General features: G+C 67.7%; 21 protein-coding genes. 17 read left to right on the forward strand and 4 right to left on the reverse strand.

The genetic code is table 11. From position 1 onward, the window contains the following. Positions 1-265: 265 nt before the first annotated feature. Positions 266-559: a hypothetical protein gene (locus tag DMB86_RS07480; protein ID WP_113717225.1), complete on the reverse strand. Its 294-nt coding sequence runs from the start codon at positions 557-559 to the stop codon at positions 266-268. A gap of 1047 nt (positions 560-1606) precedes the next feature. On the opposite strand from DMB86_RS07480, the gene ligA reads away from it, so the two are divergent. From ligA to DMB86_RS07515, 5 genes are all read left to right on the forward strand, one after another. Continuing rightward, positions 1607-3946: an NAD-dependent DNA ligase LigA gene (gene ligA / locus DMB86_RS07495; protein ID WP_418202306.1), complete on the forward strand. Its 2340-nt coding sequence runs from the start codon at positions 1607-1609 to the stop codon at positions 3944-3946. A gap of 5 nt (positions 3947-3951) precedes the next feature. Next, entirely contained in the window at positions 3952-4782 is an 831-nt protein-coding gene (locus tag DMB86_RS07500; RefSeq protein WP_113719409.1) for an inositol monophosphatase family protein, read from the forward strand. A 47-nt stretch (positions 4783-4829) separates the two neighbouring features. Further along, positions 4830-5288, forward strand: a complete 459-nt coding sequence (locus DMB86_RS07505) for a VOC family protein (RefSeq protein WP_113717227.1) — start codon at positions 4830-4832, stop codon at positions 5286-5288. Then, on the forward strand, positions 5285-5749 hold the full coding sequence (locus tag DMB86_RS07510; protein WP_113717228.1) for a DUF2087 domain-containing protein: 465 nt from the start codon (positions 5285-5287) through the stop codon (positions 5747-5749). The genes DMB86_RS07505 and DMB86_RS07510 overlap by 4 nt, the downstream gene beginning before the upstream one ends. 100 nt (positions 5750-5849) lie before the next feature. Continuing rightward, on the forward strand, positions 5850-6818 hold the full coding sequence (locus DMB86_RS07515) for a DMT family transporter (protein WP_227878659.1): 969 nt from the start codon (positions 5850-5852) through the stop codon (positions 6816-6818). On the opposite strand, the gene DMB86_RS07520 is transcribed toward DMB86_RS07515, so the two are convergent. Both DMB86_RS07520 and DMB86_RS20545 read right to left on the reverse strand, forming a co-directional pair. After that, positions 6788-8341 (reverse strand): carboxylesterase/lipase family protein, encoded by a 1554-nt coding sequence (locus DMB86_RS07520; RefSeq protein WP_113717230.1) that lies wholly within the window; start codon positions 8339-8341, stop codon positions 6788-6790. The genes DMB86_RS07515 and DMB86_RS07520 overlap by 31 nt on opposite strands. Before the next feature lie 9 nt (positions 8342-8350). Further along, positions 8351-8494 (reverse strand): hypothetical protein, encoded by a 144-nt coding sequence (locus tag DMB86_RS20545; protein WP_171814412.1) that lies wholly within the window; start codon positions 8492-8494, stop codon positions 8351-8353. Between the two features lie 44 nt (positions 8495-8538). Between DMB86_RS20545 and DMB86_RS07525 the strand changes: the two genes are divergently transcribed. Then, positions 8539-9999 carry a CoA transferase gene (locus DMB86_RS07525; protein ID WP_113717231.1) on the forward strand — a complete coding sequence of 487 codons (1461 nt, stop codon included), beginning with the start codon at positions 8539-8541 and terminating at the stop codon, positions 9997-9999. A gap of 122 nt (positions 10000-10121) precedes the next feature. On the opposite strand, the gene DMB86_RS20940 is transcribed toward DMB86_RS07525, so the two are convergent. After that, positions 10122-11045: a hypothetical protein gene (locus DMB86_RS20940; protein WP_227878660.1), complete on the reverse strand. Its 924-nt coding sequence runs from the start codon at positions 11043-11045 to the stop codon at positions 10122-10124. Positions 11046-11384: 339 nt separating this feature from the next. Between DMB86_RS20940 and DMB86_RS07535 the strand changes: the two genes are divergently transcribed. From DMB86_RS07535 to DMB86_RS07585, 11 genes are all read left to right on the forward strand, one after another. After that, positions 11385-11882, forward strand: coding sequence for a GNAT family N-acetyltransferase (locus DMB86_RS07535; RefSeq protein ID WP_113717232.1), 498 nt, complete (start codon positions 11385-11387; stop codon positions 11880-11882). A 79-nt stretch (positions 11883-11961) separates the two neighbouring features. Continuing rightward, positions 11962-12258, forward strand: a complete 297-nt coding sequence (gene gatC / locus DMB86_RS07540; protein ID WP_113717233.1) for an Asp-tRNA(Asn)/Glu-tRNA(Gln) amidotransferase subunit GatC — start codon at positions 11962-11964, stop codon at positions 12256-12258. Positions 12259-12261: 3 nt separating this feature from the next. Beyond that, positions 12262-13842 (forward strand): Asp-tRNA(Asn)/Glu-tRNA(Gln) amidotransferase subunit GatA, encoded by a 1581-nt coding sequence (gatA, locus tag DMB86_RS07545; protein ID WP_113717234.1) that lies wholly within the window; start codon positions 12262-12264, stop codon positions 13840-13842. After that, a complete protein-coding gene (gene gatB, locus DMB86_RS07550) occupies positions 13842-15350 on the forward strand; it encodes an Asp-tRNA(Asn)/Glu-tRNA(Gln) amidotransferase subunit GatB (protein WP_113717235.1) in 1509 nt (502 codons plus the stop codon). The genes gatA and gatB overlap by 1 nt, the downstream gene beginning before the upstream one ends. Positions 15351-15504: 154 nt before the next feature. Then, positions 15505-16374 (forward strand): hypothetical protein, encoded by an 870-nt coding sequence (locus tag DMB86_RS07555; RefSeq protein WP_113717236.1) that lies wholly within the window; start codon positions 15505-15507, stop codon positions 16372-16374. After that, positions 16371-17378, forward strand: coding sequence for a phosphotransferase family protein (locus tag DMB86_RS07560; protein ID WP_113717237.1), 1008 nt, complete (start codon positions 16371-16373; stop codon positions 17376-17378). The genes DMB86_RS07555 and DMB86_RS07560 overlap by 4 nt, the downstream gene beginning before the upstream one ends. Positions 17379-17633: 255 nt before the next feature. Continuing rightward, positions 17634-20807: a glycoside hydrolase domain-containing protein gene (locus tag DMB86_RS07565; RefSeq protein WP_193926269.1), complete on the forward strand. Its 3174-nt coding sequence runs from the start codon at positions 17634-17636 to the stop codon at positions 20805-20807. 240 nt (positions 20808-21047) lie between these two features. After that, a complete protein-coding gene (locus tag DMB86_RS07570; protein ID WP_113717238.1) occupies positions 21048-22100 on the forward strand; it encodes an ABC transporter permease in 1053 nt (350 codons plus the stop codon). A gap of 27 nt (positions 22101-22127) precedes the next feature. Then, positions 22128-23051: a carbohydrate ABC transporter permease gene (locus DMB86_RS07575; protein ID WP_113717239.1), complete on the forward strand. Its 924-nt coding sequence runs from the start codon at positions 22128-22130 to the stop codon at positions 23049-23051. Positions 23052-23116: 65 nt separating this feature from the next. Next, positions 23117-24757 (forward strand): type 2 periplasmic-binding domain-containing protein, encoded by a 1641-nt coding sequence (locus tag DMB86_RS07580; RefSeq protein ID WP_113717240.1) that lies wholly within the window; start codon positions 23117-23119, stop codon positions 24755-24757. A gap of 163 nt (positions 24758-24920) precedes the next feature. Further along, the gene (locus tag DMB86_RS07585) at positions 24921-25928 is read left to right on the forward strand and encodes a LacI family DNA-binding transcriptional regulator (RefSeq protein WP_227878661.1); all 1008 of its coding nucleotides are present in this window, start codon (positions 24921-24923) and stop codon (positions 25926-25928) included. The last annotated feature ends 38 nt before the right edge of the window (positions 25929-25966 follow it).

Below are 25966 nucleotides of genomic sequence, written 5' to 3' on the forward strand. Positions count from 1 at the left end.
CGAGCATTTCGCGCCCGTTGGCCATGGACCTTTGATGGTCTGAGGACCGTGACGGGAAGTCCAGAATCAAGCGCGACCTGTTCAGCAGCGACTTTGCCGGGGGCGTACCCTTCACGGGAAAACGGGTTTACGTCGTCGGAGGCAGGCGGCAACGTTGGTCCGTCTTCACGGATGGGGGCGGTGAAGCGTGGTGGTTCATCTCCATTGTGACTTTTTGCTTGGATTGGCGGTCTTCGCAGTCCGGATGTGGATCCATTGCCGAACATTACCCGCGACGCTCGCCCCAACCGAATTCACTCTCCGCGACGAAATCCTGCAAATCGCTGCGGAGACGGGTTGTGAAGTCGATCGCCTCTTCGGTTGGCTGAATCCAGACTCGCAGGTCCTCGTCGTGGACGATGACTCGCAGAAGCAGGTTGTCCTTGAGGATCGCTGATGAGTCGACCGGTTCATCCTTGGTCGTCACCACGTCCAGATGGGTGCACTCGAGCTCATCCGGAGTCAAAATTGCCGCCAAGGCGGGCCTCGCGGCGCGCCAGACATCTTCGACGATCATCATGCGTTCATGCTCGCTGCTTTTGAGGCCCTTGACAAGAGAGGTGCCTCCCATGGGGCAACGATTTGCGGGACACCGGAGATCGTACTCGGCCGCCGGAGATGAGCATGGCCCACGCACGCAGAGGCGCCGGGTCGCGGGACCATTTCTGGTGGCGATGCAGTAATTCATTTCCGAGCTGGACATCTATATTGATGGCGAACTGCAAGCGGTAACCGAAGGAGGAGCCTGCGAACTTGCCCGCTTCGAAGCCGAAGTAGGCAGATTGCAGTATCATCCGCATCCGTTCTTTTGCGCACCGAAAGTGGCTCCAGCTCAGACATTGAGAACCTTGCCAGCAGCACCCGACAGATCGCCTTGGAGTCCGAATCCATTGATGGCCACGCCATTCTGCTCGGTAGACCTCGTGGTGCAGCGGGCGCCTGGCGAACCACCTTCGAGTGACAAACCGCATGCTGGGGCGATCGCTTCCACCATGGTGGATTTGCCTGACCCAAAATAGGTTCAAGCACTAGTGGTTCGTTGGCGGACCAGTCTGCAAGGACTTCCTCATCCCGGGAAAACGGGGGCCCACGTCACCAGTCGAGAGGGCTCCGACGGTTGGGAGGGGTGTCCCGGCGCCTCGAAAGCGCAGGCTTTCCCTTGACTGCGACGGACCACGCGCCAAGCGCCAGAGCGCCCGCAATCACAGCGTCAAAAAAGACTTGCGTCGTCCCCGCACCGGTAACCGCGTCGAATAGCCCGATGACTACAAAAGTCACTGCGGCTGCGGCCGCGCAAGATGACAGTATGGTCGCCCACAGGGGCATGTTCCGAAGTTCCTTCACAGTCGCCAACTCCTTGAGTCCAGCGCAAATGGGACACTGATCAACAACCTACACGCGTCGACCCTCTTCCGGCCATAGCCCGCTCGGCGCCATGGCCGCTGCCGGAATGCAAGTTCGTAGCTATTGAAAGTAGTAAACAGTTCCGCTGGGACCCTCGTCCGCACGGCCGCGCCCATGCCGGAAGGGGCAAGCGCCACACGACGATTTACGGCAAGATGGAACCGTGACTAGCCAGCCTGAGAACCCCGCCGACGAACTGTCCGAGCCTGTCGTCCCCGATTCCGCAGCGTCCGACGGAGCCGCCCACGCGATCGAGCCTGCCCAGACCCCGTCGGCGCAGGCACGGGAGCGGTACTCCGAACTTGTTGAGCTGGTCCAAAAGTACCGGGCCGCCTACTACAACGAAGACGCCCCCCTCATCTCGGATGCCGAATTCGACGTCCTCTACAGCGAACTGGAGGAACTCGAGGCGCTGCATCCCGAACTGGTCACCAACGATTCCCCCACCCAGGTCGTGGGCGGGGACGTGTCGGTGGCCTTTGCCGCCGTCGACCATCTGGCGCGCATGTACTCGCTTGAGGACGTCTTCTCCCTGGCCGAGCTGGAGGCCTGGCTGCGCCGGGCCGAGGCCTCGGTGGAGAAGCAGCACGGGCCGGCGCCCAAATGGCTGACCGAGCTGAAGATCGACGGCCTGGCGGTGAACCTGCTCTACCGCGACGGCGTGCTGGTGCGGGCCGCGACGCGCGGGGACGGCACCACCGGCGAGGACATCACCCACAACGTGGCCACCATCAAGGACATCCCGCAGAAGCTGCACGGAACCGGCTTCCCGGCCGAAGTGGAGATCCGCGGCGAGGTGTTCATCGCCTCCAAGGACTTCGTTGAACTCAACGAGAAGATGGTGGCGGCCGGCAAGGCCCCGTTTGCGAATCCGCGCAACTCCGCGGCAGGCTCGCTGCGCCAGAAGGACCCCGCGGAAACCGCCAAGCGGCCGCTGAGCATGTACGTGCACGGCATCGGAGCGCGCGAGGGGCTGGCCACCGAAACCCAGTCGGCAACGTACGCGCAACTCAAGGAATGGGGAATGCCCACCAGCCCCTACTTTAAGGTCCTGGACACGCTGGAGGAAGTGCTGGACTTCATCGCGCACTACGGCGAGCACCGGCACGATCTCATCCATGAAATTGACGGCATCGTGGTCAAGGTGGACAGCTTCGCCACCCAGCGCGCCTTGGGCAACACGTCCCGCGTGCCCCGCTGGTCCGTGGCCTACAAGTACCCGCCGGAGGAAGTCCACACCAAGCTGCTGGACATCCGGGTCAACGTGGGACGCACCGGCCGCGTCACCCCCTACGCCGTCATGACCCCGGTCAAGGTGGCCGGATCCACCGTGGAAATGGCCACCCTGCACAACCAGGACGTGGTCAAGGCCAAGGGCGTGCTCATTGGCGACACCGTGGTCCTGCGCAAGGCCGGTGACGTCATCCCGGAAGTCGTGGGCCCTGTCGTGGCGCTGCGCACCGGGGAAGAACGCGAATTCGTGATGCCCACGCACTGCCCGTCGTGCGGCACCGAACTGGCACCCGCCAAGGAAGGCGACATCGACATCCGCTGTCCCAACGCCAAGTCCTGCCCCGCCCAGCTGACGGAGCGGGTGGCCCACCTCGCCGGCCGCGGCGGCTTCGACATCGAGGCCCTGGGCTACGAGGCCGCGTTCGCCCTCACCACCGGCCCCGGGCCCGACCCGGCTGAAAACGGCGGCGTCATTGCCCCTGCCGGTCCGGGGCCCCTGACCAGCGAGGCGGACATCTTCAACGTCGCCGACCTGGACCTCTCCGACGTCGTGGTGTGGCGGGAAATCCGGTCCAAGGGCGAAGGGACCGGCCGTTTCCAGCAGGTCCCGTACTTCTACACCAAGGCCGCCGCCAAGAAGCCCTCGGTGCCCACCAAGACCACGGAAAAATTGTTCGAGGAAGTGGAAAAGGCCAAGTCGCAGCCGCTCTGGCGCGTGCTCGTGGCCCTGTCCATCCGGCACGTGGGCCCCACGGCATCGCGTGCGCTGGCCACGGCCTTCGGCTCGATGGACGCCATCCGGGCTGCCTCGGAAGAAGCGCTGGCCGACGTGGACGGCGTCGGGCCCATCATTGCCGAGGCCCTCATCGAATGGTTCGCCGTGGACTGGCACCTTGAAATCCTGGAGAAGTGGGCCGCCGCCGGGGTGCGGATGGAGGATGATGTGGATGAATCGACCCCGCGCACCCTGGAGGGCCTGACCATCGTGGTGACGGGCACCCTGCCCAACTTCAGCCGCGACGAGGCCAAGGAGGCCATCATCGTCCGCGGCGGCAAGGCGTCGGGCTCGGTCTCGAAAAACACGTCCTACGTGGTCGCCGGGGAGAACGCCGGCACCAAGCTGGACAAGGCCGAATCGCTGGGACTGACCGTGCTGGACGAAGACGGCTTTGTGCGCCTCCTTGCGGAGGGGCCGGCCGCCGGGGCTGCCGAGGAGCCGGACGCAGGCCTTGTAGACGCCGGAATTGTTGAAGAAGGAGAGGACGCATGAGCCAGATGCCAGCTGTGGATGAACTGTTGGAGGTGGCCCTGCGTGCGGCCGCCGCCGGGGCCGCCGTGTTGGCCGCACGCGACCCCGCCGGCTTCGGCGCCACGGAAAAATCGTCCGACGCCGACTGGGTCACGGCCTTCGACGTCGCCGCCGAGCGGGCCGTGCGCGCCGTCATCGCCGACGCCCGCCCGCATGACGTCATCACCGGCGAGGAGCTGGCCCCGGCCCTCCCCTCCGGACCGTCCGGCTACCGGTGGAGCATCGACCCGCTCGACGGCACCATGAACTTCATCCGCAACGTGGCCTACTACGGCACGTCCGTGGCCGTCATGGGGCCCGACGGCGGATGGCTGGCCGGGGTGGTCAACGCACCTGCCCTGCGGCGCACCTACTTCGCCTCCCGCGGGGAAGGGGCCTGGCTGGATGAGGTCCGGGCCGACGGCGTCCAGGGCGTACGCCGGCTCCGCGGCCCGCTGGAGGCGCGGGGCGGCACGCTCCTGTCCACTGCGTTGACGTCCGATCCGGTGGTCCGCCGCCGCCTGGTCTCCGAGCTGAACGGGCGCATGGACAAGTTTGGCGACTTCCGCCGGCTTGGTTCCGCCGCGCTGGAGCTGTGTGCCGTGGCCGAGGGCGGCGTGGACGCCTATTTGGAATATGGGCTGTTTGAGCACGACTTTGCCGCCGCCGCGTTGATCGCCGAGGAAGCCGGAGCGTGGGTGCACCGGGCGGAGCTGAGCCCGGCGATCAACGGACTGCCCCCACGCGAAGAGGTGCTCTCCGTGTGGACCGGAGCCTGTGTGCCGGGACTGGAAGGCAACTTCGCGCCTGTGGATTGATCCGGCGGCTGGTGGATCGTCCGGTGGCTACAGACAGGATGAGGAACATGAAAACTGACGGCGTGGTTCTGTCCAGGGTCGTGGCCGACGCCGGACGGGCCCTGGCGTTTTACCGCGACGGACTGGGGATGGCGGGTGCGAAGCAGATGTTCGGCATCGTCTGCCTTGAACTTCCGGGGCTGACCCTGTTCCTGGCGGAACCGGCGGACTTCGCCCGGAACACGGGACTGGAACCCGGCACGGGACTGGAACCCGGCACGGGACTGGAACCCGGCACGGGACTTGGCCATGCAGGCGGCGACGGCGTGCTCAGCTGCGCCATCGGGTCCACGGCCGAAGTGGACCAGCTGCTGGCCGCCGCGCGGTCGGCCGGCGGCACCGCCGTGGAACCTCACGTCATCGACCACTCCAGCGGGCGGAAACAGTACGTCGGCACCATGACGGACCCGGACGGGTACGTGTGGCAGCTGGTGTGCAACATCCAGCAACAGGGGGAGGGTACATGACGGCTGCGGCAAAACCGTGGCAGCCGGTGGTGGCGGCCCTGGCCAACGGCCGGCTGATGAAGGTCTACGCCGCGCGGGTGCTGGGCGTTGAGCAGCAGGCAACGGAGAAGGAACTGCGCCGACTGGTCCAAGTGGGCCTGCTGGCGGCCGGCACCTTCGATCCCGTCCCGGCGGCGCTGGCCGACATCCTGGCCGCCAACACGGAACCAAAGCCCGAAGGCATTGACAAGTTCTTCGACGGCGGGAGGCTGACGCAGCTGCCCATGAATCCCGCCCTGCGGAGCGAGCTGCTCGGACATCTGGCGGACCGGCTCATCCCGGCGGACACCGTGCTGTCCGAGCGCGACGTCAACCTGCTGCTGGGCACCGTCACGGCGGACATTCCCACGCTGCGCCGCGCACTCGTGGACCATGGGATGGTGCAGCGCAACGCCGACGGCTCGGCGTACAGCCGGCCCTAGGTGCGCCACGCAATATCACGTTTCGCCGCCGGCAGGCGTCTACCCAGTGGCCCCTGCCGAATCCGGCGGCGGCCTGGAGCTACTGTCACGAAGGATCCGCGTGCCGACCCAGGAAACGACCAGCAAGTGGCCGCTGGCCCAATTTGTCACCGTCGCCCTCGTTTGGGGCGCCAGCTTTCTGTTCATCGCCATCGGCCTTGAGGGGCTCTCACCGGCCCAGGTGGTGCTGGGCCGCCTCGGGTCCGGCGCCGTCGCACTGGCGGGCATTTCCCTTGCCACCCGGCAGAAGCTGCCCACCGAGCCCGCCGTGTGGGGCCACCTCGCGGTCGTCTCCGTATTGCTGTGCGTTGCACCGTTCCTGCTGTACTCCTGGGCGGAGCAGGCCATCGGCTCCGGCCTGGCCAGCATCTACAACGCCACCACCCCGCTCATGACGACGCTCGTAGCGATGGCGGCACTTCCCCGGGAGCGGCCCACCACGATGCGAATGCTGGGTCTGGGCGCCGGCTTCCTGGGCGTCCTCATTGTCCTGGGACCCTGGCGCGGCACCGGCGGCGGCGCCCTGGCCGCCCAAGCCGCATGCCTGTTGGCCACCGCCTGCTACGGAATGGGCTTTGTCCATCTGCGGCGCTTCGTCTCGCCGCGCGGCCTTCCTTCGCTGTCCCTGGCGACGGTGCAGGTGGGCCTCGGCGCCCTGATCATGCTGGCCCTGGCCCCATGGCTCGCTACGGCACCTGTCCACATCAGCCCTCGGGTGGTGCTGAGCATCCTCATCCTTGGCATGGCCGGGACGGGTCTGGCCTACGTCTGGAACACGAACCTGGTGGCCGCGTGGGGCGCCGCCAACGCGTCGACCGTCACGTACCTGACACCCGTCGTCGGCGTCAGCCTGGGCGTCGCCGTCCTGGCCGAACCCGTCACCTGGAACGAGCCCGTCGGCGCAGTTATCGCCGTGGTGGGGATCGCGATCAGCCAGGGCCGGCTGTCCGGCGTCGGCCGCTGGCGGCGCAAGCCTGCTCCCGCCGGCAGCACCGCGAATCAGGCGAGCAGCGGGCGCACGGACGCGTAGCCGTCCGCCACGACTGAGGACGGCGTGTCGAAGACCTTGGTCCGGCGGCCGCCGGCATACGTGTCCCACCCGGGATCGCCGGAGATCACGAAGGACACGGCGGCCGAGTGGACATCGTCGGCGAGCTCCCACGGGGGAGTCCTGCCGGCCAGGGCGTCAATCCGATCCGCGTCCAGGCAGTCGAAGAAGAACGGCACATCCAGGCAGTGGACGGCCCTGCCAAACGCGGGGGAGCGCCACGAGAACCGGTACAGCCAGGTGCCGGCCCGGCTCCCGGCCGATTCAGGCCCGGCCACTGGGTCCGCGGTCCGGGCCTCGGCCACCCGGAGCGCCGTGGTGCGGAAGACGGAGTCGCTGATATACCTGCCCAGCACCGCCGCCGGGCCCAGCCGCGCCACGTCCTTGTTGGCGGCCAGGTAGTCGCTCCGGTGTCCCCGCGCCAGCCCGGCCTGCCCCAGCAAAAGCCGGGAGGGAACGAGACGCAGCTTCGACTGCAAGCCGGCGAGGACCATGCCGAATTCATCGTCGGCCGTGCCCAGGACCAGCGGCTTGTCGGCCCCGGTGCCGGTGCGCAGGGAGTCGGGCGTGGGCGCGGTGATGAGTTCGCCGTCGACCATGGGACCCAGCGACAGTCCGCCCTCAATCACCCGGCGCACCATCGAAAACATCCCGCCGCCGGGTTCCAGTGCCTTGCGCTGAAGTTCGAGCAGCCGTTCCTCGGGCACGGAGGCGAATCCGTCCAAGGTGGGCTCGACGCCGGCCAGGGCCGCCAGGCGTCCGGCGAGCGCCCGCGCCTTCTCCCGGGGCACGTCGCCCAGCGCGCCGGACAGACAATAGGCCTGCGCGAAGAGCGGCTGCGCGCGGGGCATGCCCAGCAGCGTCAGCACCGCGCCGCCGCCGGCCGACTGCCCGGCCACTGTCACCCGTGCCGGGTCGCCGCCGAACGCCGCGATGTTCTCCTGCACCCATTCCAGGGCCCGCAGCCAGTCGAGCACGGCCCGGTTGTCAGGGGCGCCGTCCACCATGCCAAAGCCGTCGAAGCCGAGCCGGTAGGCCACGCTGACCGTGACCACGCCGTCGCGGTTGAACGCGGCGCCGTCGTACCAGGGGCTGGCCGGGGAACCGGCGGTGAAGCCGCCACCATGGATGTACACGAGGACGGGCAGCGCCGCGGCCACGGACGGGGCGGGCGTGAAGACGTTCACGTTCAGCGTGGAGCCGCCCGGCACGGACGGCTCCGGGATGAGCGTGGGTTCCGGCGGCCCGGGGCGTTGCGCGGTGGCACCCTGCTCGACGGCGTCGCGCACCCCGTCCCACGGCCCATGCGGCACCGGCGCGGCAAAGCGCAGCGCGCCGACCGGGGCCTCGGCGAACGGGATGCCCAGGAACGCCGCGGAATGGCCGAACGCGCCAGGGCCCGCAGCGGTTTCGGGAGAGGGGCGCCACATGCCGCGGACCAATCCCGTGGTCGTTTGGACGATGGGCGGCGTGCTGGGGTCAATCAACGAATGCTGGGCGGACATGCTTCCATGCTACGGAACGGGGCTGGCAGCTGCCCCGGCCGCGGCGGCCAGCCGGGCGCGGCGGCCAGCCGGGCGCGGCGGCCAGCCGGGCGCGGCGGCCAGCCGGGCGCGGTCCAGGGATTGCTGGCGGCCGTGCGGTTCCGCGGCCAGCATGGATGACCCGTGCCACAAGGGCCTACGCGGCGTAACCTGATGCCATGAACCTCACGGTCACCGATGCGAACTTTGCCGCCCCGGAGCATGTGCAGCTCACGGGTCGAGGGTCCCTGCCCTCCGCGTTCGACGTCACCGGGCTGGCGGTTGCCTCCCTGGCGGCGGCCGGGACCGCGGTGGCGCGGCTTTCCGGCCGGCTCACCGCGACTTCGCACGCCGCAGCCACCCCGCAGGTGACCGTGGACCGGGCCCTGGCATCGGCCTGGTTCGGCCTCTCCTTCACGCCGACGGGCTGGGAGCTGCCCCCGGCGTGGGACTCCATTGCCGGCGACTACCCCTGTGCCGATGGCTGGATCCGCCTCCACACCAACGCCCCGCACCACCGTGCCGCCGCGCTCGCCGTCCTGCGCCTGCCACCGGACGCCGCGCGTGAACAGGTGGCGGAGGCCGTGGTGACCCGGGCGGGGGAGGAACTGGAGGCCGGGATTGTTGCCGCCGACGGGTGCGCGGCGATGATGCGCACGCGGCGGCAGTGGCTGGACCACTCGCAGGGTGCCGCGCTCTCCGCCGAGCCGCTGGTCCACTGGGGACCTGGGCGCCGCGTGCCGCCCTTTGGAAGGCACGACGCCGGAACCCGCCGCCGCGGCTCACTCACCGACGCGCGCCTCAGCACTGCCCCCACCGTCGCTGTGCCCAACGCTGCCCGCCCGCTGGCCTCGCCCACCGCTGCCCGCCCGCTGGCCGGGGTCCGAGTCCTGGACCTGACGCGGGTGATCGCCGGCCCTGTCGCCACCCGGTTCCTGGCCCTGTACGGGGCCGAGGTCCTGCGGATCGACCCGCCCGACTGGAACGAGCCGGCACTTGAACCGGAAATGACGCTCGGCAAGCACTGCGCCCGGCTCGACGCCAAGACGCCTGAAGGCCTGGCCCGGCTGGCGGAACTTCTGGCCGGCGCCGACATCTTCATCCACGGCTACCGCCCCGACGCACTGGACCGGCTGGGCCTCTCCGACGCCGCCCTGGCCGAACGCCACCCCGCCCTGGTCAACATCGCCCTCGACGCGTACGGCTGGACCGGCCCCTGGGCGCTGCGCCGCGGCTTTGACTCACTCGTGCAGATGAGCTGCGGCATCGCCCACGCCGGCATGGAACACTTCGACCGCGACCGGCCCTTCCCACTGCCCGTCCAGGCACTGGACCACGCCACCGGTTACCTCACGGCCGCCGCGGCCATCGACGCGTGGCGGGAGCGCCTGGACGGCACGGTGCACAACGCCCGGCTCTCACTGGCCCGCACCGCCATGGAGCTCATGCGCACCGGGCCCGGTACGGAATCCGGCGATCTGCCGGCGGCCGACAGCTTCGCCTGGGAACCGGAAGACACGGACTGGGGCCCGGGGCTCCGGCTTCCGGCCGCCGTGGTGGTCGACGGCGTCCCGGCCTGGACCGGCGTGCAGGCCCGCGGCTACGGTTCGGCCGACGCCGCGTGGCCGAAGGACCGCTGAGCAGCCACGACTGTCGTCCGACTCCAAATTGCAGATGATGCAGTGGATCGTGCGGAATCGTCGCATCAGCTGCTGTTTCGAACCCGGCGGCGGCACAAGCACCACACGCAGGGCGGACGGGGCTACCCCTCCCAGCCCTGCCGGCGCAGCGCCCGCTTGAACATTTCGACGACGTAGGCGTCGCCGCGGCGCATGTCGGCCTTGTATACCTTGACCAGCAGCCACCCCCGCGCGGCGGTCCGCTCGTCGCGGTTGCGGTCATACAGTTGCTTTTGCGGGGTCTGGTGGACCTCGCCCTCGTATTCACCGCTGGTCTTGAACTCTTCGCAGGCAAGGTCGGGCCAGACGTCCGGATCTCCCGGTATGGCGTAATTGGTTGTGAAGACGGGCAAGCCGGCACGCTGCAGCAGTAGACGCAGCCGAGTCTCCTGGGGGGAGTCCACGCCGATCCGCATCAAGTCCAGGGCAGCCCTGGCCGCGTTGAGACCGCGAACGTGGTGCTGTCGTTCGATGTAGGAACGGAGGGCCTGCGCCGGAACCACGGGCAGCCGGGGAGGTTCAAACGGTCTGTGGTGTTCACACACCAGGAAATCTGCCACGGCCACCAGCTGGTCGAGGGACAAGATCGCGCCAAGGTCCAGAAAAGTCCGCGCAGGCGTCGTGACCGGAACTCCGTCAAGGAGCATGATGTCGTCGGGATTCACGGCGTTGGTGTGGCCGATGACGCCCCGGCGCCGCGGCTGCGATGACGGTGGCGCAGCCGTGACGTGGACGGTCTTGATTTCATCGTCAAACCACGGCAGCGGCAGGCCATGGAGTTGGGCCGCCGTCACATGGGACAGGAAACCGCCACGGTACAGGACGGTGTAGGGGCGCACCCGGTCCAACAGGCTCTGCTGGTTTCCGCGGGGAACGCGGACCTCCCTGCTGGGCGTGCTCAGGTTCTTGGCGCGCAAATGGCCGCGCGTGGCGCCGGATGCGAGTCCCTCCCCGAAGGTGAAGGACCTCCGGGCCAGGAGCTTGAAATGGCTGGAACGGGCGACCATGGTTCAAGTCTGGTCCATGGGGGTGCCGGGCATCCGGAGTTATCCACAGGCCTGGTCCGAGTCCACACCACAGCTGATGCGGTCCGTTGCCGTCCCTTGGATTCCAAACTGCACGTGATGCACCGGATCCGGCGATCTCACGACACCAGCTGCAGTTTCAAAGTTCGGGGATCGAAAAAATCGCACCAGCTGCAGTTTCGAACTCCGGGCGAGGACTCGCGGCCGGGATTTCCCACGCGGCACCCGGGTGCGAAACACTGGGAAGGGGAGGTCCGCCGTCGAACCTGCCCAGGAAACCTGCCCAGGAAACCAATCCCAGAAAGCCAGGAACCAGCACGCATGAACCTGACCATCCGCCCGGCCACCGCTGACGACTACGATGCCGTTGCCCGCATCACGGCGGACGCGTACCTGGGTGCCGGGTACTTTGACAGCGCCGAGTACCCGTACATGCAGAAGGTCCTGCGGGTGGCGGAACGGGCCGCGGTGGCGCCGGTGATCGTGGCCGAGCGAGACGGCGAGGTGGTGGGATCGGCGACGCTGGCCGTGCACGGCGACGAATGGGCGGACATCGCCCTGCCCGACGAACTCGAGTTCCGGCTGCTGGTGGTGGATCCGACCGTGCAGCGCAGCGGGGCCGGCGCAGCGATGGTCCGTTACATCCTGGACCGGGCCCGGGGCACCGACGGCATCCGTGCCGTGAGCCTGACCACGGGCGAGGACTGGCACGGCGCCCATGCCCTCTACCGCAAGCTCGGCTTCGTGCGCGCGCCGGAGCGCGACTGGCCCATCCCGGAGAACGGCAAGATGCTGCGCGTGTACCGTCAGGAGCTGTAGCGCAAACGCCGGATTTATCCCCATGCCACGGGAGATAAGGTAGTACGGACACAATATTTACTTTCTGCAGGGGAGATCCATGGCTGCGATCAACCGTGAGCAGGTGGCGCACCTGGCGCAACTGGCCCACATCGAGATGAGCGACGACGAACTGGACCGCATGGCCACAGAGCTGGCGGTGATTGTGGATTCGGTCAAGAGCGTCAGCGAGGCCGCCGGGGCGGACGTCCCGGCCACGTCCCACCCGATCCCGCTGACCAACGTCATGCGCGAGGACGTCGTGGGTCATGTGCTCACCGCCGAGGAGGCACTCTCGGGTGCCCCTGATTCCGCGGACGGCCGCTTCAAGGTGCCCGCCATTTTGGAGGAGAGCTGATCCATGAATGCCCATGAACTGATCCGTACCAGCGCGGCCGAAATGGCCGCCAAGCTGGCCGCGGGGACAATGACGTCCGTTGAACTGGTCCAGGCGCACCTGGACCGCATTGCCGCCGTGGACGCCGGCGAACGCGGAATCAACGCGTTTCTGCACGTCAACGCGGAGGAGGCGCTGGCCGTTGCGGCCGACGTCGACGCCCGACGCGCTGCCGGCGAGGAACTCCATGAACTGGCCGGCGTGCCGATCGCCGTCAAGGACCTGATCGTCACGAAGGGCCAGCCCACCACGGCCGGCTCCAAAATCCTCGAAGGCTGGATGAGCCCGTACGACGCCACCGTCGTGAAGAAGCTCCGCGCAGCCCGCATGCCCATCCTCGGCAAGACGAACCTTGACGAATTCGCCATGGGCTCCTCCACCGAGCACTCCGCCTACGGCCCCACCCGCAACCCGTGGGACCTGGACCGGATCCCCGGCGGCTCCGGCGGCGGTTCCGCGGCCGCCGTCGCCGCCTTTGAAGCACCCCTTGCCTTGGGCACGGACACCGGCGGTTCCATCCGCCAGCCCGGCGCCGTCACCGGAACCGTGGGCGTCAAGCCCACCTATGGCGCGGTGTCCCGTTACGGCGCCATCGCCATGGCGTCCTCGCTGGACCAGATCGGCCCGGTCTCCCGCACCGTGCTTGACTCCGCGCTGCTGCAGGAAGTCATCGGCGGGCACGACCCCCAGGACTCCACCTCACTGACGGACCCGTCCACCGGTCTGGCCGACGCCGCCCGCCTGGGCAGCGTCAACGGCATGAAGATCGGCATCATCAAGGAACTGCACGGCGAGGGCTACCAGGCCGGCGTCGAAAACCGCTTCAACGAATCCCTGGAGCTGCTGCGCGGCGCCGGCGCCGAAATTGTGGAGGTCTCCTGCCCCAACTTCGGCTACGCGCTCGGTGCCTACTACCTGATCATGCCGTCCGAGGCGTCCTCCAACCTGGCCAAGTTCGACGGCGTCCGCTTTGGCATGCGCACCCTGCCCGCCGAGGGCCCGCTCACCATCGAACGCGTCATGGGCGCCACCCGCGCCGCCGGCTTTGGCGACGAGGTCAAGCGCCGGATCATCCTGGGCACGTACGCCCTCTCGGCGGGCTACTACGACGCCTACTACGGCTCGGCCCAGAAGGTGCGCACCCTGATCCAGCGCGACTTCGCCGCCGCCTTCGACCAGGTGGACGTGCTGATTTCCCCGACGGCGCCCACCACGGCGTTCAAGCTGGGCGAGAAGCTCAACGACCCCCTCGCCATGTACCTCAACGACGTCGCCACCATCCCGGCCAACATGGCCGGCGTGCCCGGCCTGACACTGCCGGGCGGACTGGCGGACGAAGACGGCCTGCCCGTCGGCATCCAGCTGCTGGCTCCCGCCCGCGAGGACGCGCGCCTGTACCGCGTCGGAGCCGTTCTCGAATCCCTGCTCGAAGCACAGTGGGGCGGGCCGATCCTGGACCAGGCGCCCTCGCTGGCCGAATCGGCGGCCGAGCCTGTCGATACCCGCGAGAGCGACGAACCTGTTGCCGCCAAGGAGGCCAACTAATGATCACCGAAACCATCGTCTCCTTCGAGGAAGCCATGGAAAAGTACGATCCCGTCCTCGGCTTTGAGGTCCACGTCGAGCTGAACACCAAGACGAAGATGTTCTCCTCCGCCCCCAACGTCTTTGGCGACGAACCCAACTCCAACGTCAACGAAGTCTGCCTGGGCCTGCCCGGCGTGCTGCCCGTGGTGAACAAAAAGGCCGTGGAGTCCTCGATCCTGATCGGCCTGGCGCTGAACTGCAAGATCGCCCCGCACTGCACCTTTGCCCGCAAGCAGTACTTCTACCCGGACACCCCCAAGAACTTCCAAACCTCACAGTACGAGGACCCGATCTGCCACGACGGCTGGATCGACATTGAGCTCGACGACGGCACCGTGTTCCGCGTGGAGATCGAGCGCGCGCACATGGAGGAGGACGCCGGCAAGCTGACCCACATGGGCGGCGCCACCGGACGCATCCAGGGCGCGGACTTCTCGCTGGTGGACTACAACCGCTCCGGCGTGCCGCTGGTGGAAATTGTCACCAAGCCGATCGAGGGCGCCGGCTCCCGTGCCCCCGAACTGGCCAAGGCGTACGTCGCCGCCATCCGGGAAATCGTGAAGAACCTCGGCGTTTCCGACGCCAAGATGGAACGCGGCAACGTCCGCTGCGACGCCAACGTCTCCCTGCGTCCCTACGGCCAGGAAAAGTTCGGCACCCGCACCGAAACCAAGAACGTGAACTCGCTGCGCGCCGTCGAAAACGCCGTCCGCTTTGAGATCCAGCGCCACGCCGCAGTCCTGGATTCCGGGGTGCTGATCACGCAGGAAACCCGCCACTGGCACGAGGACACGAAGTCCACCACGTCGGGGCGCCCCAAGTCCGACGCCGACGACTACCGCTACTTCCCGGAACCGGACCTGGTGCCCATCGTCACCACGGCCGAATGGGTCGAGGAGCTGCGCTCCCGCCTGCCCGAGCCGCCGGCCGAGCGCCGCAAGCGGCTCCAGGCCGACTGGGGCTACACGGACCTGGAATTCCGCGACGTGGTCAACGCCGGCCTGCTGGACGAGATCGAGGAAACCGTCACCGCCGGTGCCACGGCCGCCGCCGCCCGCAAGTGGTGGATGGGCGAGATCGCCCGCCGCGCCAAGCTGGCCGACGTCGACCCCGCCGCGCTGGGCGTCAGCCCCGCCGTCGTGGTGGAGATCGAGAAGCTCATCGCCTCGGGCGCCATCAATGACAAGCTGGCCCGCCAGGTCCTGGACGGCGTCCTGGATGGCGAAGGCACGCCGGCGGAGGTGGTCGAGAAGCGCGGCCTGGCCGTGGTGTCCGACGACGGAGCCCTGCAGTCCGCCATCGACGAGGCACTCGCGGCCCAGCCGGACGTGGCCGATAAGATCCGCGGCGGCAAGGTGCAGGCCGTCGGTGCCATTGTTGGCGGCGTCATGAAGGCCACCCGAGGCCAGGCCGACGCCGGCCGCGTGCGGGAGCTGATCCTCAAGACGCTCGGCGTCGAAGGGTAGTTTCCGCCGCCTCGCCGGGTGAGCCAGGTGGTTGAGCTTGTCGAGACCCGGTGGTCGAGACCCGGCCGCGCGCCCGTCCCCGCCTTTCGCGCCCGTTCCCATCGGGTGTGAAGGGCGGGAACGGGCGCGGTTTTCGTTGTGGCAGGATGAAGCCATGACCTTTGGCTGGGAGATCCGTGCCCGCGTGCAGTTCGAGGGCGACGCCCATGTCATGGAGGACGCCTGCGGCTTCCACGGGCTCAACGCCTGGGTGATCGACGGTGCAACGCCGCTCCTGGAGCCGCTGGGCCTGCCCGCCGCGTCAGATCCACAGTGGCTGGCGCAGGCGCTGTCCATAGCCCTCGCCGGGCCCTGCACGGACCCGGCGCGCTCTGGTGTGCGGGCCCGGCTGGCCTCCGCGCTGGCCGCCGTCGACACCGCCGCCACGCCCCTGGTCGGGGCGGAGCGGATCCGCTTCCCGTCCGCGGCCATCTCCGTTGCCCAGCTCAATCACGACGGCGTGGAGGTCGCCAGCCTGGCCGACTGCACCGTCGTCGTGCGCACGGACGACGGCGCCATCCACCTCGTGCGCGCGGGCGACGCCGACGCCGCCGTGGACGCCGTCATGGGCAGTTCCCCGGAGGACGGGACCCAGGGGAGCCAGTCAGTCGGGACCCCGCCCGCGGCGGGCCCCGCGGATCGCGCCCGCCTGCTCATACTCGACCGCGAACGGCGCAACACGCCCGGCAACTTGTGGGTGGCCCGCCGCGAGCCTGAGGCGGCCGACCACGCGCACCTGGTCCAGCTGGGCCGTCCCGAGCTGATGGTGATGGCCACCGACGGGGCGTGGCGCGCGGTCGACCTTGGACTGGTCAGCGGGCCGGAGGAATTCCTGGAACGCACCAAGACGACCCTGGACGCCCTGGCCCTGATGCATGAATTGCGCAGCAGGCAGGCCGTGATCGGCGAGGTGTCCGACGACGCGGCCGTCCTCACTCTCGCGCCCGCCCCGGAACCGGTCCCGGCACCACCAGCACGACAGTGAACACGCGGATCGGCTGGGACGAGCTTCCCCATGGCGTGCGCACCGGCATCGAGGCGATCCTCGGTGGGTCCGTGGTGGAGGCACGCTCCCAGCCCGGCGGTTTTTCACCCGGGTCGGCGGACCGGGTGCGCCTGGCCTCGGGGCGCCGCGCCTTCGTCAAGGCCGTCAGCGCCGAGGTCAATGCCACCTCCGCCGCCCTGCACCGGCGGGAGGCCGCAGTGGCCGCCGCCCTCCCGGCAGGCCTGCCCGTGCCCAACTTCCTGGGTTCGTACGACGACGGCACCTGGGTTGCGCTGGCGTTCACCGACGTGGACGGCCGGCACCCCGCGGAACCGTGGGTGGCTGCCGAGCTGGAACAGGTGCTGGACACGCTCCAGACGGTGGCACGGGCAAACATGGCAGGTGTTGCAGACCTGCCCGGATGCGCGGATGCGCTCCGCGGCGCCTTCCGCGGCTGGGCGAAGCTGGCCAAACGGCCCATGAAGGGGCTCGATCCGTGGGCCGCCGGGAATGTAGAGCGGCTGGCCGGGCTGGCCCGGCACGGTCTGGCCGCCATGGCAGGCACCTCTCTGGTGCACGGGGACCTGCGCACCGACAACATCCTGCTGATCGGTCCCGCCGGCAGTAGAATGGACGGATCACGTCGGGGCCCGGGCCGCGCGGTCCTGGTCGACTGGCCGTGGGCCGCGCTGGGGGCGCCCTGGGTGGACGCACTGTCCGTGATGATCAACGTCAAGTCCCTGGATCCGGGCAGCGACCCGGACGTGCAGCTGCGCGCACATCCCGTGTTCGCAGGGGTTCGTGCCGGTGACGTGGACGGCGTCCTGGCCGGCTACGCCGGATACTTCCTGGACATGTCCCGCCGCCCGGACCCGCCCGGGCTCCCCACCCTGCGTGCGTTCCAGCGCCTGCAGGCCGACGCCCTCATCGGCTGGCTGAAGCTCCGCCTCGATGGGGGCTCCCCGGCCCCGCCTCGATCCTGCGCCACTTTGAGGCTTCGATAAATCCGGCCCGGAGAGTCTTCGGTGGCAATCCGGGCGTTCAACGGGACTTCAGGCCGTCACAGGCGATCGGTGGTGCAGCTCCTGCGACCTGTGGGCCTTGTAGCTCGCGTTAGCTGCACCGCCGGTTGCCGTTTAGGAGCTGGCATTTGGGGCCAAGTGGCAATATGAATGATTTAGATTCGTAATGGTGCTTTACGGTCACCTTCTTTCAGGGAAGCATGGAGGCACCACTGCCGATCACCTGGAGATAAACCCATGCGCACCCCGGAAACTGCCGTGCCGGCAGTCCGCACCATCTCCCCGCAAGAGCGCCTGCATCCCGAACTTGAGTGCGGAACGGGAGAGTGGGACAAGCTCCTGTATGGAAACCACAGGATCGTGGTGGAGGTCCCAGCACCGGACCGTGCAGCGCCTGACCACACAGCGCGGGAGCATTTAAGCGGACCGCCGCGGGCCTGCAATGTCACCCTGCCGTGGCGGCGGCAGGATCCCGACCCCGCCGCCGTGGACGTGATTGTGGTCTCCGCCGCCACCGGGAAGCGCGTCCGGAACGTGCTGGCTGGCGAACACACCCCAGCGGCCGGCCGCTTCACTTTTGAACCAGTGGACGGTGCCGGCAGCTACTACTTTTACTACCTGCCCTACGCCATGGTGGGGCCCGCCCACTACCCACAGGCCCGGAACCTCCCGGCACGGCCGACGGCGGACCCCGCCTGGGTGCGCGACGTTGCCGGCAGCGTGTGGCCGGGACCGCAGAAACAGCCCGGGCAAGGGCACCCGACGGCCGTGGCCGTGCGTTACGAGGCCGCCAGCCAGTGGGATTCCTTCGCGCCGATGAACTTCACTGCCACAGCGCAGGAACTCGAGGCTTTCCACGGGCAGTTTGCCGGTGTCCCGTTTCTGTTGTTTGCCGAGGACCGGCGGCATCCCATTTCAATGCGCTCGGCCATCCCGGCGCACTGGCTTGTCGACGGGCCTGTTGCGGTGGCGGCGGTGGACGCCCGCGCCGCGGGTCCGGCAGGCGGGCTCACAGCGCGGGCACTGCCGGGAGAAGCCTACGTGCTGCAGCTGGGGCTATACGCGCTGGCCGGGCTGGACGGCATCACCGTGTCGGTGTCCGGTGCCGGTGCCGGAGACGGTGTCGGACAGGATGCGGCGGACTGCGGGGAGGGCGCGGCCCGCTGCCTGAACACGGCCGGCGTGGACCGGCTCGGCCGCCCTTTCACCAGGGCGTTGGCCGCGGCCGCGGGCTCCGTCCAGGCCCTCTACGTGGTGCTTCCGGTCCCGGCGGATGGCGCCGGGACCACCGTGCGTGCCGTCATTGGCGTTTCATGCCCGGCCGGCAGTGCCGCCGTCGAGCTTGGGCTCGAAGTGGCCGCGGCGGGTGAGGAGGCAGCGGATACCGAACACGGCAGCGCCCCCAACTCCGACGACCCGCAGCTGCTGCGCCGCCTGGCCTGGCTTGATTCCACACTGGCCCAGGACGACGAGGTGGTGCAGCCCTTTGCGCCAGTCACCCTTGATGAAGCGACCCGAACGCTGCGCATCCTCGGCCGTACCATGATGTTGGCCGCCAACGGTCTGCCGGCGCGGCTGGCGTCGACCTTCACGGCAGCGGTCACCGGCACGGACGGACCGGCCCGCGACCTCTTGGCGCGGCCCCTTGACCTTGTACCGGGCCTCGTCTCCGGCCCCGTAGCCTGGCACTGCGCACCTTTGAAATTCACGGTCGACGGGCCGGCCCGGATCGGCTGGCGCTGCACCTGGACCAGCACGGAGACGTCCCTCACCGTCACCGTGGAAGGGCATCTGGAGGCCGACGGTGCTGCCGACTTCGCCGTCCGGCTGCACGTCCCGCACGGGTCCGGCAACGGGGTTTTGCTGGACGACGTGCGGCTCACCATGCCCCTGTGCGCCGATGCCGTGCCGTTTGCCATGGGCCTGGGTGTGCCCGGCGGCAAGCGTCCCGGGGACCTTGGCTGGACCTGGGACGTGGCCGAGCGCAACCAGGACGCGATCTGGCTGGGCGACGCCAACATCGGGGTACAGCTCTCCCTGCGCGACGACAACTACGAACGCCCGTTGAACACGAACTTCTACCGCGAAAAGCCGCTCAATGCGCCGACATCCTGGGCCAACCCGGACGCCCCCGGCGCAGCGGGAGTGTCGCTCCGGGAGGAGCACGGGGAAGGAGGCGGCGCCGTCGTGCTTGAGGCCTTCAGCGGCGGGCGGGCCTTGGCACCGGGGGACCGGCTCAACTACGCCTTCCGGCTGCTGCTGACCCCGTTCAAGCCGATCAACCCGCAGCGCCATCTGGCCAACAGGTACTTTCACGATCAGGGCAGCGTGGCGGAGATTGCCGCTGCTGGCGCCACCGTGGTGAACGTTCACCACGCGACGGCGCTGGCGCCCTACATCAACGATCCCCTGCTGGCCGCGGATGGGCTGGCCAGATACACCGCCGAGGCACACGCGGCCGGGCTGAAGGTCAAGGTCTATGACACCGTGCGGGAGCTGACGGCGCACAGTCCCGACCTGCTGCCCATGCTGTCGCTGAACGGGGAGATTTTCAACCGCGGGCCGGGCAACGGGCACATTTGGCTGCAGGAACACGCCGGCGGCGACTACGTTTCGGCCTGGCATGCGCCCAATGTTGACGACGTTGCAGTGGTCACGGCGGGGGAGTCGCGCCTGCAGAACTGGTACATCCGCGGGTTGGACGAGCTGGTGCGCCGGACGGGGTTGGACGGGATTTACCTGGACGATATCGCCTTCGACCGGCACGCCATGAAGCGGGTCCGCAAGGTGCTTGAGCGCCGCTGCGCAGACCCGGAAATAGACATCCACTCGGCCAACCAGTTCAACGAAAAGGATGGGTTTGCCTCAAGCGCCAACATGTATCTGGAACAGCTGCCGTACACCGACAGGCTCTGGCTCGGCGAGTACTTCGACTACGACAACGCGGACCCGGCGTACTGGCTGGTGGAGGTCTCCGGCATCCCGTTCGGGCTCATGGGTGAGATGCTCGAGGGCGGCGGCAACCCGTGGCGCGGGCTGGTGTTTGGCATGACCGGGAGGGCTCCCCGTGTGGACAACAGGCCGCTGTGGGATTTTTGGGCCGCGCACGGGCTGGCCGGCGCGCCCATGGTGGGGCACTGGGACCCGGCGTCGCCGGTGCGCACCAGCCACCCGGACGTCCTGGCGACGTCGTGGATCACGCCATCGGGGCTGGTGACAGCGCTGGCGAGCTGGGCAGAGGTGCCGGTTGCCGTGACGTTGGGGTTTGCGGACGGGTTTGAGTCCTTGGCCGTTTCGAGAATTGCGGCCCCGGCTATTGACGCCTTCCAGCCCGGGAGCCAGTACGTGGCCGGTTCGGCCATCACGGTGGAACCCGGGCGCGGGACGCTGCTGGTCATCAACGGCGCGTGATTGTGGCCGACCCTGTAAACCCGCTGCGGCGCGGCAACGGCGTCAATCCGGGGTCCCGGAAGTTGTCGGGCCGCCGCGCATGAGTGAGCATGAGCTATTCGAATAATTTGAATCATGTTCTTGCATCTGGAGTATCGGTGGTTTACCTTTGTTAAACGGTTAACACGTGTGGCGGGCATCACAGCCCGTGGCGTTTGTCGTGTGCACCCGCTAACCACCGAACCGACACCAGGAGCAGCAATGAGCCCGACGACACGTCAGGAAACCCTGGAAGCTGGCACTCCCGCCGCGGCCCTCGTGCCTTCCCTGGAACGGAGCCCGGACCGGCGCACGCGGCGGCGAAAGCGCACGGCCGCAAGGAACGCCTCCGCGCACGGCGTTCCGTTCAAGGTCCGCTGGCGCCGCGACTGGCAGATGGTGCTGATGATGGTGCCCGGCGTGCTGGTCATGCTCTTGTTCGCCTACATTCCCATCCTTGGAAACGTGATCGCGTTCCAGGACTACCAGCCGTACCTGACCATCTTTGAGGCACCGTTTGTCGGGCTGCAAAAATTTGTCGGACTCTTTGACGATCCCGACTTCCTGGACGCCTTCAGAAACACGATGGTTCTCGCGGTCACACAGCTCGTGTTGTTCTTTCCGGTGCCGATCATCCTGGCCCTTGTTGTCGATTCCCTCTCGCCAAGGCGCCTGCGCAACGTATTCCAGTCGATCGTGTACCTGCCGCACTTCCTGTCCTGGGTCCTGGTCATCACCTTCTTCCAGGAATTCCTCGGCGGCGCCGGCTTTATCAACAACACGCTCAAGTTGATGGGAATGGGGTCCATCCCGTTCATGACCGATCCGGCGACGTTCCCCCTGATGGCCACCCTCCAGTTGGTCTGGAAGGACGCCGGATGGGCCATGATCATCTTTCTGGCGGCACTGTCCACAGTGGATGTCTCCCTCTACGAAGCCGCGGCGGCCGACGGCGCCGGGCGCTGGCGCCGCCTGTGGCACGTCACACTGCCTGCGCTCCGACCGGTCATCATCCTTCTGCTCATCCTGCGCATCGGGGACATCCTCAGCGTCGGCTTTGAACAGTTCATCCTCCAGCGGGACAATGTCGGGCCCGGCGCGGCCGAGGTCCTGGACACCTACGTCTACTATTCGGGCGTGATTGGCGGCGACTGGAGCGCCGGCGCCGCGGCCGGCCTGGCCAAGGGCGTCATCAGCGCACTGCTCATCTGGGGCGCCAACTCCCTGGCCCACAAGTTCGGCGAAGCCGGGCTCTTTCAAAAGAAGGTCGGCTAGGCTCCGCCGGCCGCAAGGAGAACTCTCATGACTTTGTTGAAGAACCACAAAGCCTCCGGGCTGAGCTACTCGCCGGCCAGGCCCGCCTGGAAGGAAAAGCCGTCCCCGCTGTATTCCGGCCTCAAGGCGCTGACCGTCTTCGTCGTCACCGCCTACATCGGCCTGCCCGTGCTGGTCGTGTTTTCGACGTCCTTCGCTGACAACCACCAGATCCTGCAATCCGGCGGCTACGTCCTGTGGCCCACGCACCCGAACCTGGATGCCTACCGGACGTTGTTCTCCGGCAACCTCATGGTCCGCGCCCTGGCCGTCAGCGCCTTCATCACCGTCGTCGGAACGGCCATCGCGCTCTTCGTCACCATTCTGCTGGCCTACGCCACCAGCCGGCCCGTGCTTTTTGGCCGCCCCGTGGTCCTCGCGGTGCTGTTCACCATGCTGTTCAGCGCCGGCATCATCCCCATGTACCTCATGATCAAGCAGCTGGGCCTGATTGACAGCCTGTGGTCCCTGATCCTGCCCGGGGCGCTGGGCGGCTTTAACTTTGTGGTGATGCGATCCTTCTTCATGAACATCCCCGCCGAGCTGATCGAAAGTGCCCGCATCGACGGGGCCAGCGACTGGAAGATCCTGTGGACGATGGTGCTTCCGCTGTCCAAGGCCGTGACCGCCGTCGTCGGGCTCTTCTACGCGGTGGGAATCTGGAATGCGTTCTTCAACGCGCTCCTCTATCTCAACGACACATCGAAGTGGCCCGTCCAGGTGGTGCTGCGTTCCTACGTCCTGCAGGGGAAGTCGATGACGGCGGACCAGCTGGGCGTCGCCGTGCAGACGCAGCCGCAATCGCTCCAAATGGCGGTGGTGGTCATCGCCCTGGTTCCGATCCTGCTCGTCTACCCGTTCCTCCAGCGGCACTTCACCAAGGGTGTCATCACCGGTGCCGTCAAGGGATGAAATCCTCCCGGCCCTCATTGAACCATCCAGCTTTCAACCTTCAAGAATCACCAACGAAAGGACGCATGATGTCAACAGCTACCACCACCGGTTACAGCCGGCGAGGATTTCTGGGCATGCTTGGCGCCGGCGCGGCAACCCTCGCCATCGGCACCTCACTGACGGCCTGCGGACCGTCCGCATCGGGCGGCAGCGCCGCCGCCTCCGCCGCGGTCAAGCTGCCAACGTACAAGGAGTTCACCGGCATCAAGCCCGAGCTCCCCGGCAACGCCGACGGCCTGCAGCCCGGGTTTCTCTCCATGCCCAAGAGCTTCATCAAGACCACCTCCAAGGCGCCCCTGACGCAGGACCTGTCGGCCTACACGGAAACGTTCGCCACGCCACCGCCGGGTATGGACTCGAACCCCTTCTGGCAGCGCTTGAACACGGCCCTGGGCGCCAAGCTGAACCTGACCATCGGCACCGACCCGGGCTACCCGGACAAGTTCGCCACCATGCTCGCCAGCGGCGACATCCCGGACCTGATGTGGCTTCCGCCGAATCAGGGCATCCCGAACGTCGGGCCCATGCTGGAAGCCAAGTTCACCGACATGACCAAGTACCTGTCCGGGGATGCCGTGCTGCAGTACCCCAATCTCGCCGCGCTGAAGCCCGACTCCTGGAAGACCGCCGTCGTTAATGGCAAGATCTGGGGCGCACCCATCCCGTCCACGCCGATGGGCCAGGTCATGATCGGCAACCCGGAAATGTGGTCCAAGGTGGGCGGCTTCAAGTTCACCTCCACCGACGACTTCATGGCGAAAGGCGCCGAAGTGGCCAAGGCCTTCCCCGGGAGCTTCGTGCTGGGCAGCGACTACGTCAACGAGATGCACATGTTCGGCGAATGGTTCGGTGTGCCCACCACGTGGCGCCTGAACAAGGACCGCACCCTGACCCACATGTACGAGACCCCCGAGTACAAGGCAATGCTGGAATTCGCCGCCAAGGTGTTCAAGGCCGGCTACTTCAACCCGGACACCACGCTCTCCAGCTTCATGCCGCCTTTTGTGGCCAACAAGATGGCGGCCTATGTCTCCGTGGGCCCGACCGGTATCAGCGAAGCCCGGCAGGCCGATCCCACCCGCCATGGCGAGGTGCTGATTCCGTTCGGACACGACGGGAAGGCCACGCCCGTCTATGACATGGGCTACGGCACGGTCGGTTTCACGCCGCTGAAGAAGACCACGGATGAAAAACGGATCCGGGAGATTCTGGACTTCTACAACTGGATGGCTGCACCCTTTGGCAGCGCCGAATACCTGCAGAAGAACTTCGGCACCGAGGGAAAGGACTTCACCTTCGACAGCCACGGCAACCCGGTGTTCACCAAGGACGGCAACACCAACGCCCCGGGACTGGTCAGTGCGCTGCAGATCATGTCCAGCCCGGAAAACCCGATCTACAGTGCGTCATTCACGCAGGACACGCAGGCCATCTACGATGCCTCGAAGGAACTGCTGAAGTACGCCAGCCGGAACCCCACCGCGGGCACCTACTCGGACACCAATTCCAAGGTGGGTGCCAAGCTCACCACGTCCGCCCGCGACACCGCCACCGACATCCTGACCGGTCGCGCCGGCGTGGACACGTGGGACGCCGCAGTGGCCAAGTGGAAGAACGGCGGCGGGGACAAGATTCGCGAGGAATACCAGAAGGAGCTCGCGTAAGGGGGGCGGCGGCCAGGGCCCGCCGGCACGCGCCGTCGCGGCAGCACGTTGCGGCCGCAACGGCGCCTGTAGGCTCAGGAAATGCGTTCCTGCGCGCTGTGCGGGGATCGTTTGGCAAGGACCATTTGAGGAAATCAGGGGGAGTTCGATGAATGTGGCGCATGTGTCTCCACAGCGGGCCACCATCCGCACCGTGGCCCAGGCGGCGGGAGTCTCGACGGCGACGGTGTCCTATGTGCTGTCCGGCCGGGCGGGGAAGACCAATTCGCCGGGCGTGTCCGCCGAAACGGTGCTGCGGGTCAAAGAGGCGGCGTTGGAACTGGGCTACCGCCCCAACCAGGCGGCGCGCGCCATTCGGACGGGCAAGTCGAACCTGATGATGCTTTCCCTGACCATGCTCTCGGACCCCTGGTCCCTGTCCGTCAGCAAGGCGGTGGGGGCCGCCGTCGGCCCGGCCGGCATCACGCCCATGATCCTCGCGGACACCGACTGGCGCACCGCCATCAAGCGGCAGGGTGCCGACGTCATCTTCATTGATGCCGCGGACGATGAAGGGGACGCAGAACTCCTCGCCGAACTGGCGCGCAACAACCGGCTCGTCGTTTTCAGCGAAACCCTGGAACCCAATGGCTTTGACGTGGTCCGCTCCCTGGCCGGAACATCCATGGGCCAGGCCATGGACCACCTGACGGAGACCCACTCAAAGGTGGCGTGCCTGACCCCGGCGAGCAGCCTCAGGGCCCCGCAGTCCGTCCGGTACGGGGCCTATGTGCGGGGGCTTGAACGCGCGGGGCTCGAGCTGCGCCAGGACTATGTGGCCACGTTCGCCGGGGACGAGGTCGGCGCCTATGAAGCCGCCGTCGCGCTGCTGCGGCAGCCGGACCCGCCGACCGCCGTCTTTGCCACGTCCGACTTTGTGGCGATCGCGGCGGTGCATGCCGCCCAGCGGCTGCGGCTGGACGTGCCCGGGGACGTGGCGGTGGTGGGCATTGGCAACACCCTCCAGGGCGAGGCGATGGCCCCGTCGCTGACCAGCGTCGGCCCGGTCGGCTTCTTTGGTGGCTTGGCGGACTTCCTCGTCGATCGGGCCATGGACCCGTCGGGGCCGCCGCAGGTCCTGGAATTTCCCTGGCAGCTTTTCGTGCGTGATTCCGCGCCGGCCGCCCCCTGACTTTTTGACATTCAAGAAGCTGAAGAATTCAAGAACCT

It is taken from the genome of Arthrobacter dokdonellae, from assembly GCF_003268655.1.
GTDB lineage: Bacteria > Actinomycetota > Actinomycetes > Actinomycetales > Micrococcaceae > Specibacter > Specibacter dokdonellae.

Coding starts and splice junctions, on each gene's coding strand:
- gatC (WP_113717233.1), top strand. CDS start 11,962: ATGGCTGCGATCAACCGTGAGCAGGTGGCGCACCTGGCGCAACTGGCC.
- gatA (WP_113717234.1), top strand. CDS start 12,262: ATGAATGCCCATGAACTGATCCGTACCAGCGCGGCCGAAATGGCCGCC.
- DMB86_RS07520 (WP_113717230.1), bottom strand. CDS start 8,341: ATGTCCGCCCAGCATTCGTTGATTGACCCCAGCACGCCGCCCATCGTC.
- DMB86_RS07500 (WP_113719409.1), top strand. CDS start 3,952: ATGCCAGCTGTGGATGAACTGTTGGAGGTGGCCCTGCGTGCGGCCGCC.
- DMB86_RS07575 (WP_113717239.1), top strand. CDS start 22,128: ATGACTTTGTTGAAGAACCACAAAGCCTCCGGGCTGAGCTACTCGCCG.
- gatB (WP_113717235.1), top strand. CDS start 13,842: ATGATCACCGAAACCATCGTCTCCTTCGAGGAAGCCATGGAAAAGTAC.
- DMB86_RS07480 (WP_113717225.1), bottom strand. CDS start 559: ATGATGATCGTCGAAGATGTCTGGCGCGCCGCGAGGCCCGCCTTGGCG.
- DMB86_RS07565 (WP_193926269.1), top strand. CDS start 17,634: ATGCGCACCCCGGAAACTGCCGTGCCGGCAGTCCGCACCATCTCCCCG.
- DMB86_RS07505 (WP_113717227.1), top strand. CDS start 4,830: ATGAAAACTGACGGCGTGGTTCTGTCCAGGGTCGTGGCCGACGCCGGA.
- DMB86_RS20545 (WP_171814412.1), bottom strand. CDS start 8,494: ATGCTGGCCGCGGAACCGCACGGCCGCCAGCAATCCCTGGACCGCGCC.
- DMB86_RS07535 (WP_113717232.1), top strand. CDS start 11,385: ATGAACCTGACCATCCGCCCGGCCACCGCTGACGACTACGATGCCGTT.
- DMB86_RS07580 (WP_113717240.1), top strand. CDS start 23,117: ATGATGTCAACAGCTACCACCACCGGTTACAGCCGGCGAGGATTTCTG.
- DMB86_RS07510 (WP_113717228.1), top strand. CDS start 5,285: ATGACGGCTGCGGCAAAACCGTGGCAGCCGGTGGTGGCGGCCCTGGCC.
- DMB86_RS07570 (WP_113717238.1), top strand. CDS start 21,048: ATGAGCCCGACGACACGTCAGGAAACCCTGGAAGCTGGCACTCCCGCC.
- DMB86_RS07525 (WP_113717231.1), top strand. CDS start 8,539: ATGAACCTCACGGTCACCGATGCGAACTTTGCCGCCCCGGAGCATGTG.
- DMB86_RS20940 (WP_227878660.1), bottom strand. CDS start 11,045: ATGGTCGCCCGTTCCAGCCATTTCAAGCTCCTGGCCCGGAGGTCCTTC.
- DMB86_RS07555 (WP_113717236.1), top strand. CDS start 15,505: ATGACCTTTGGCTGGGAGATCCGTGCCCGCGTGCAGTTCGAGGGCGAC.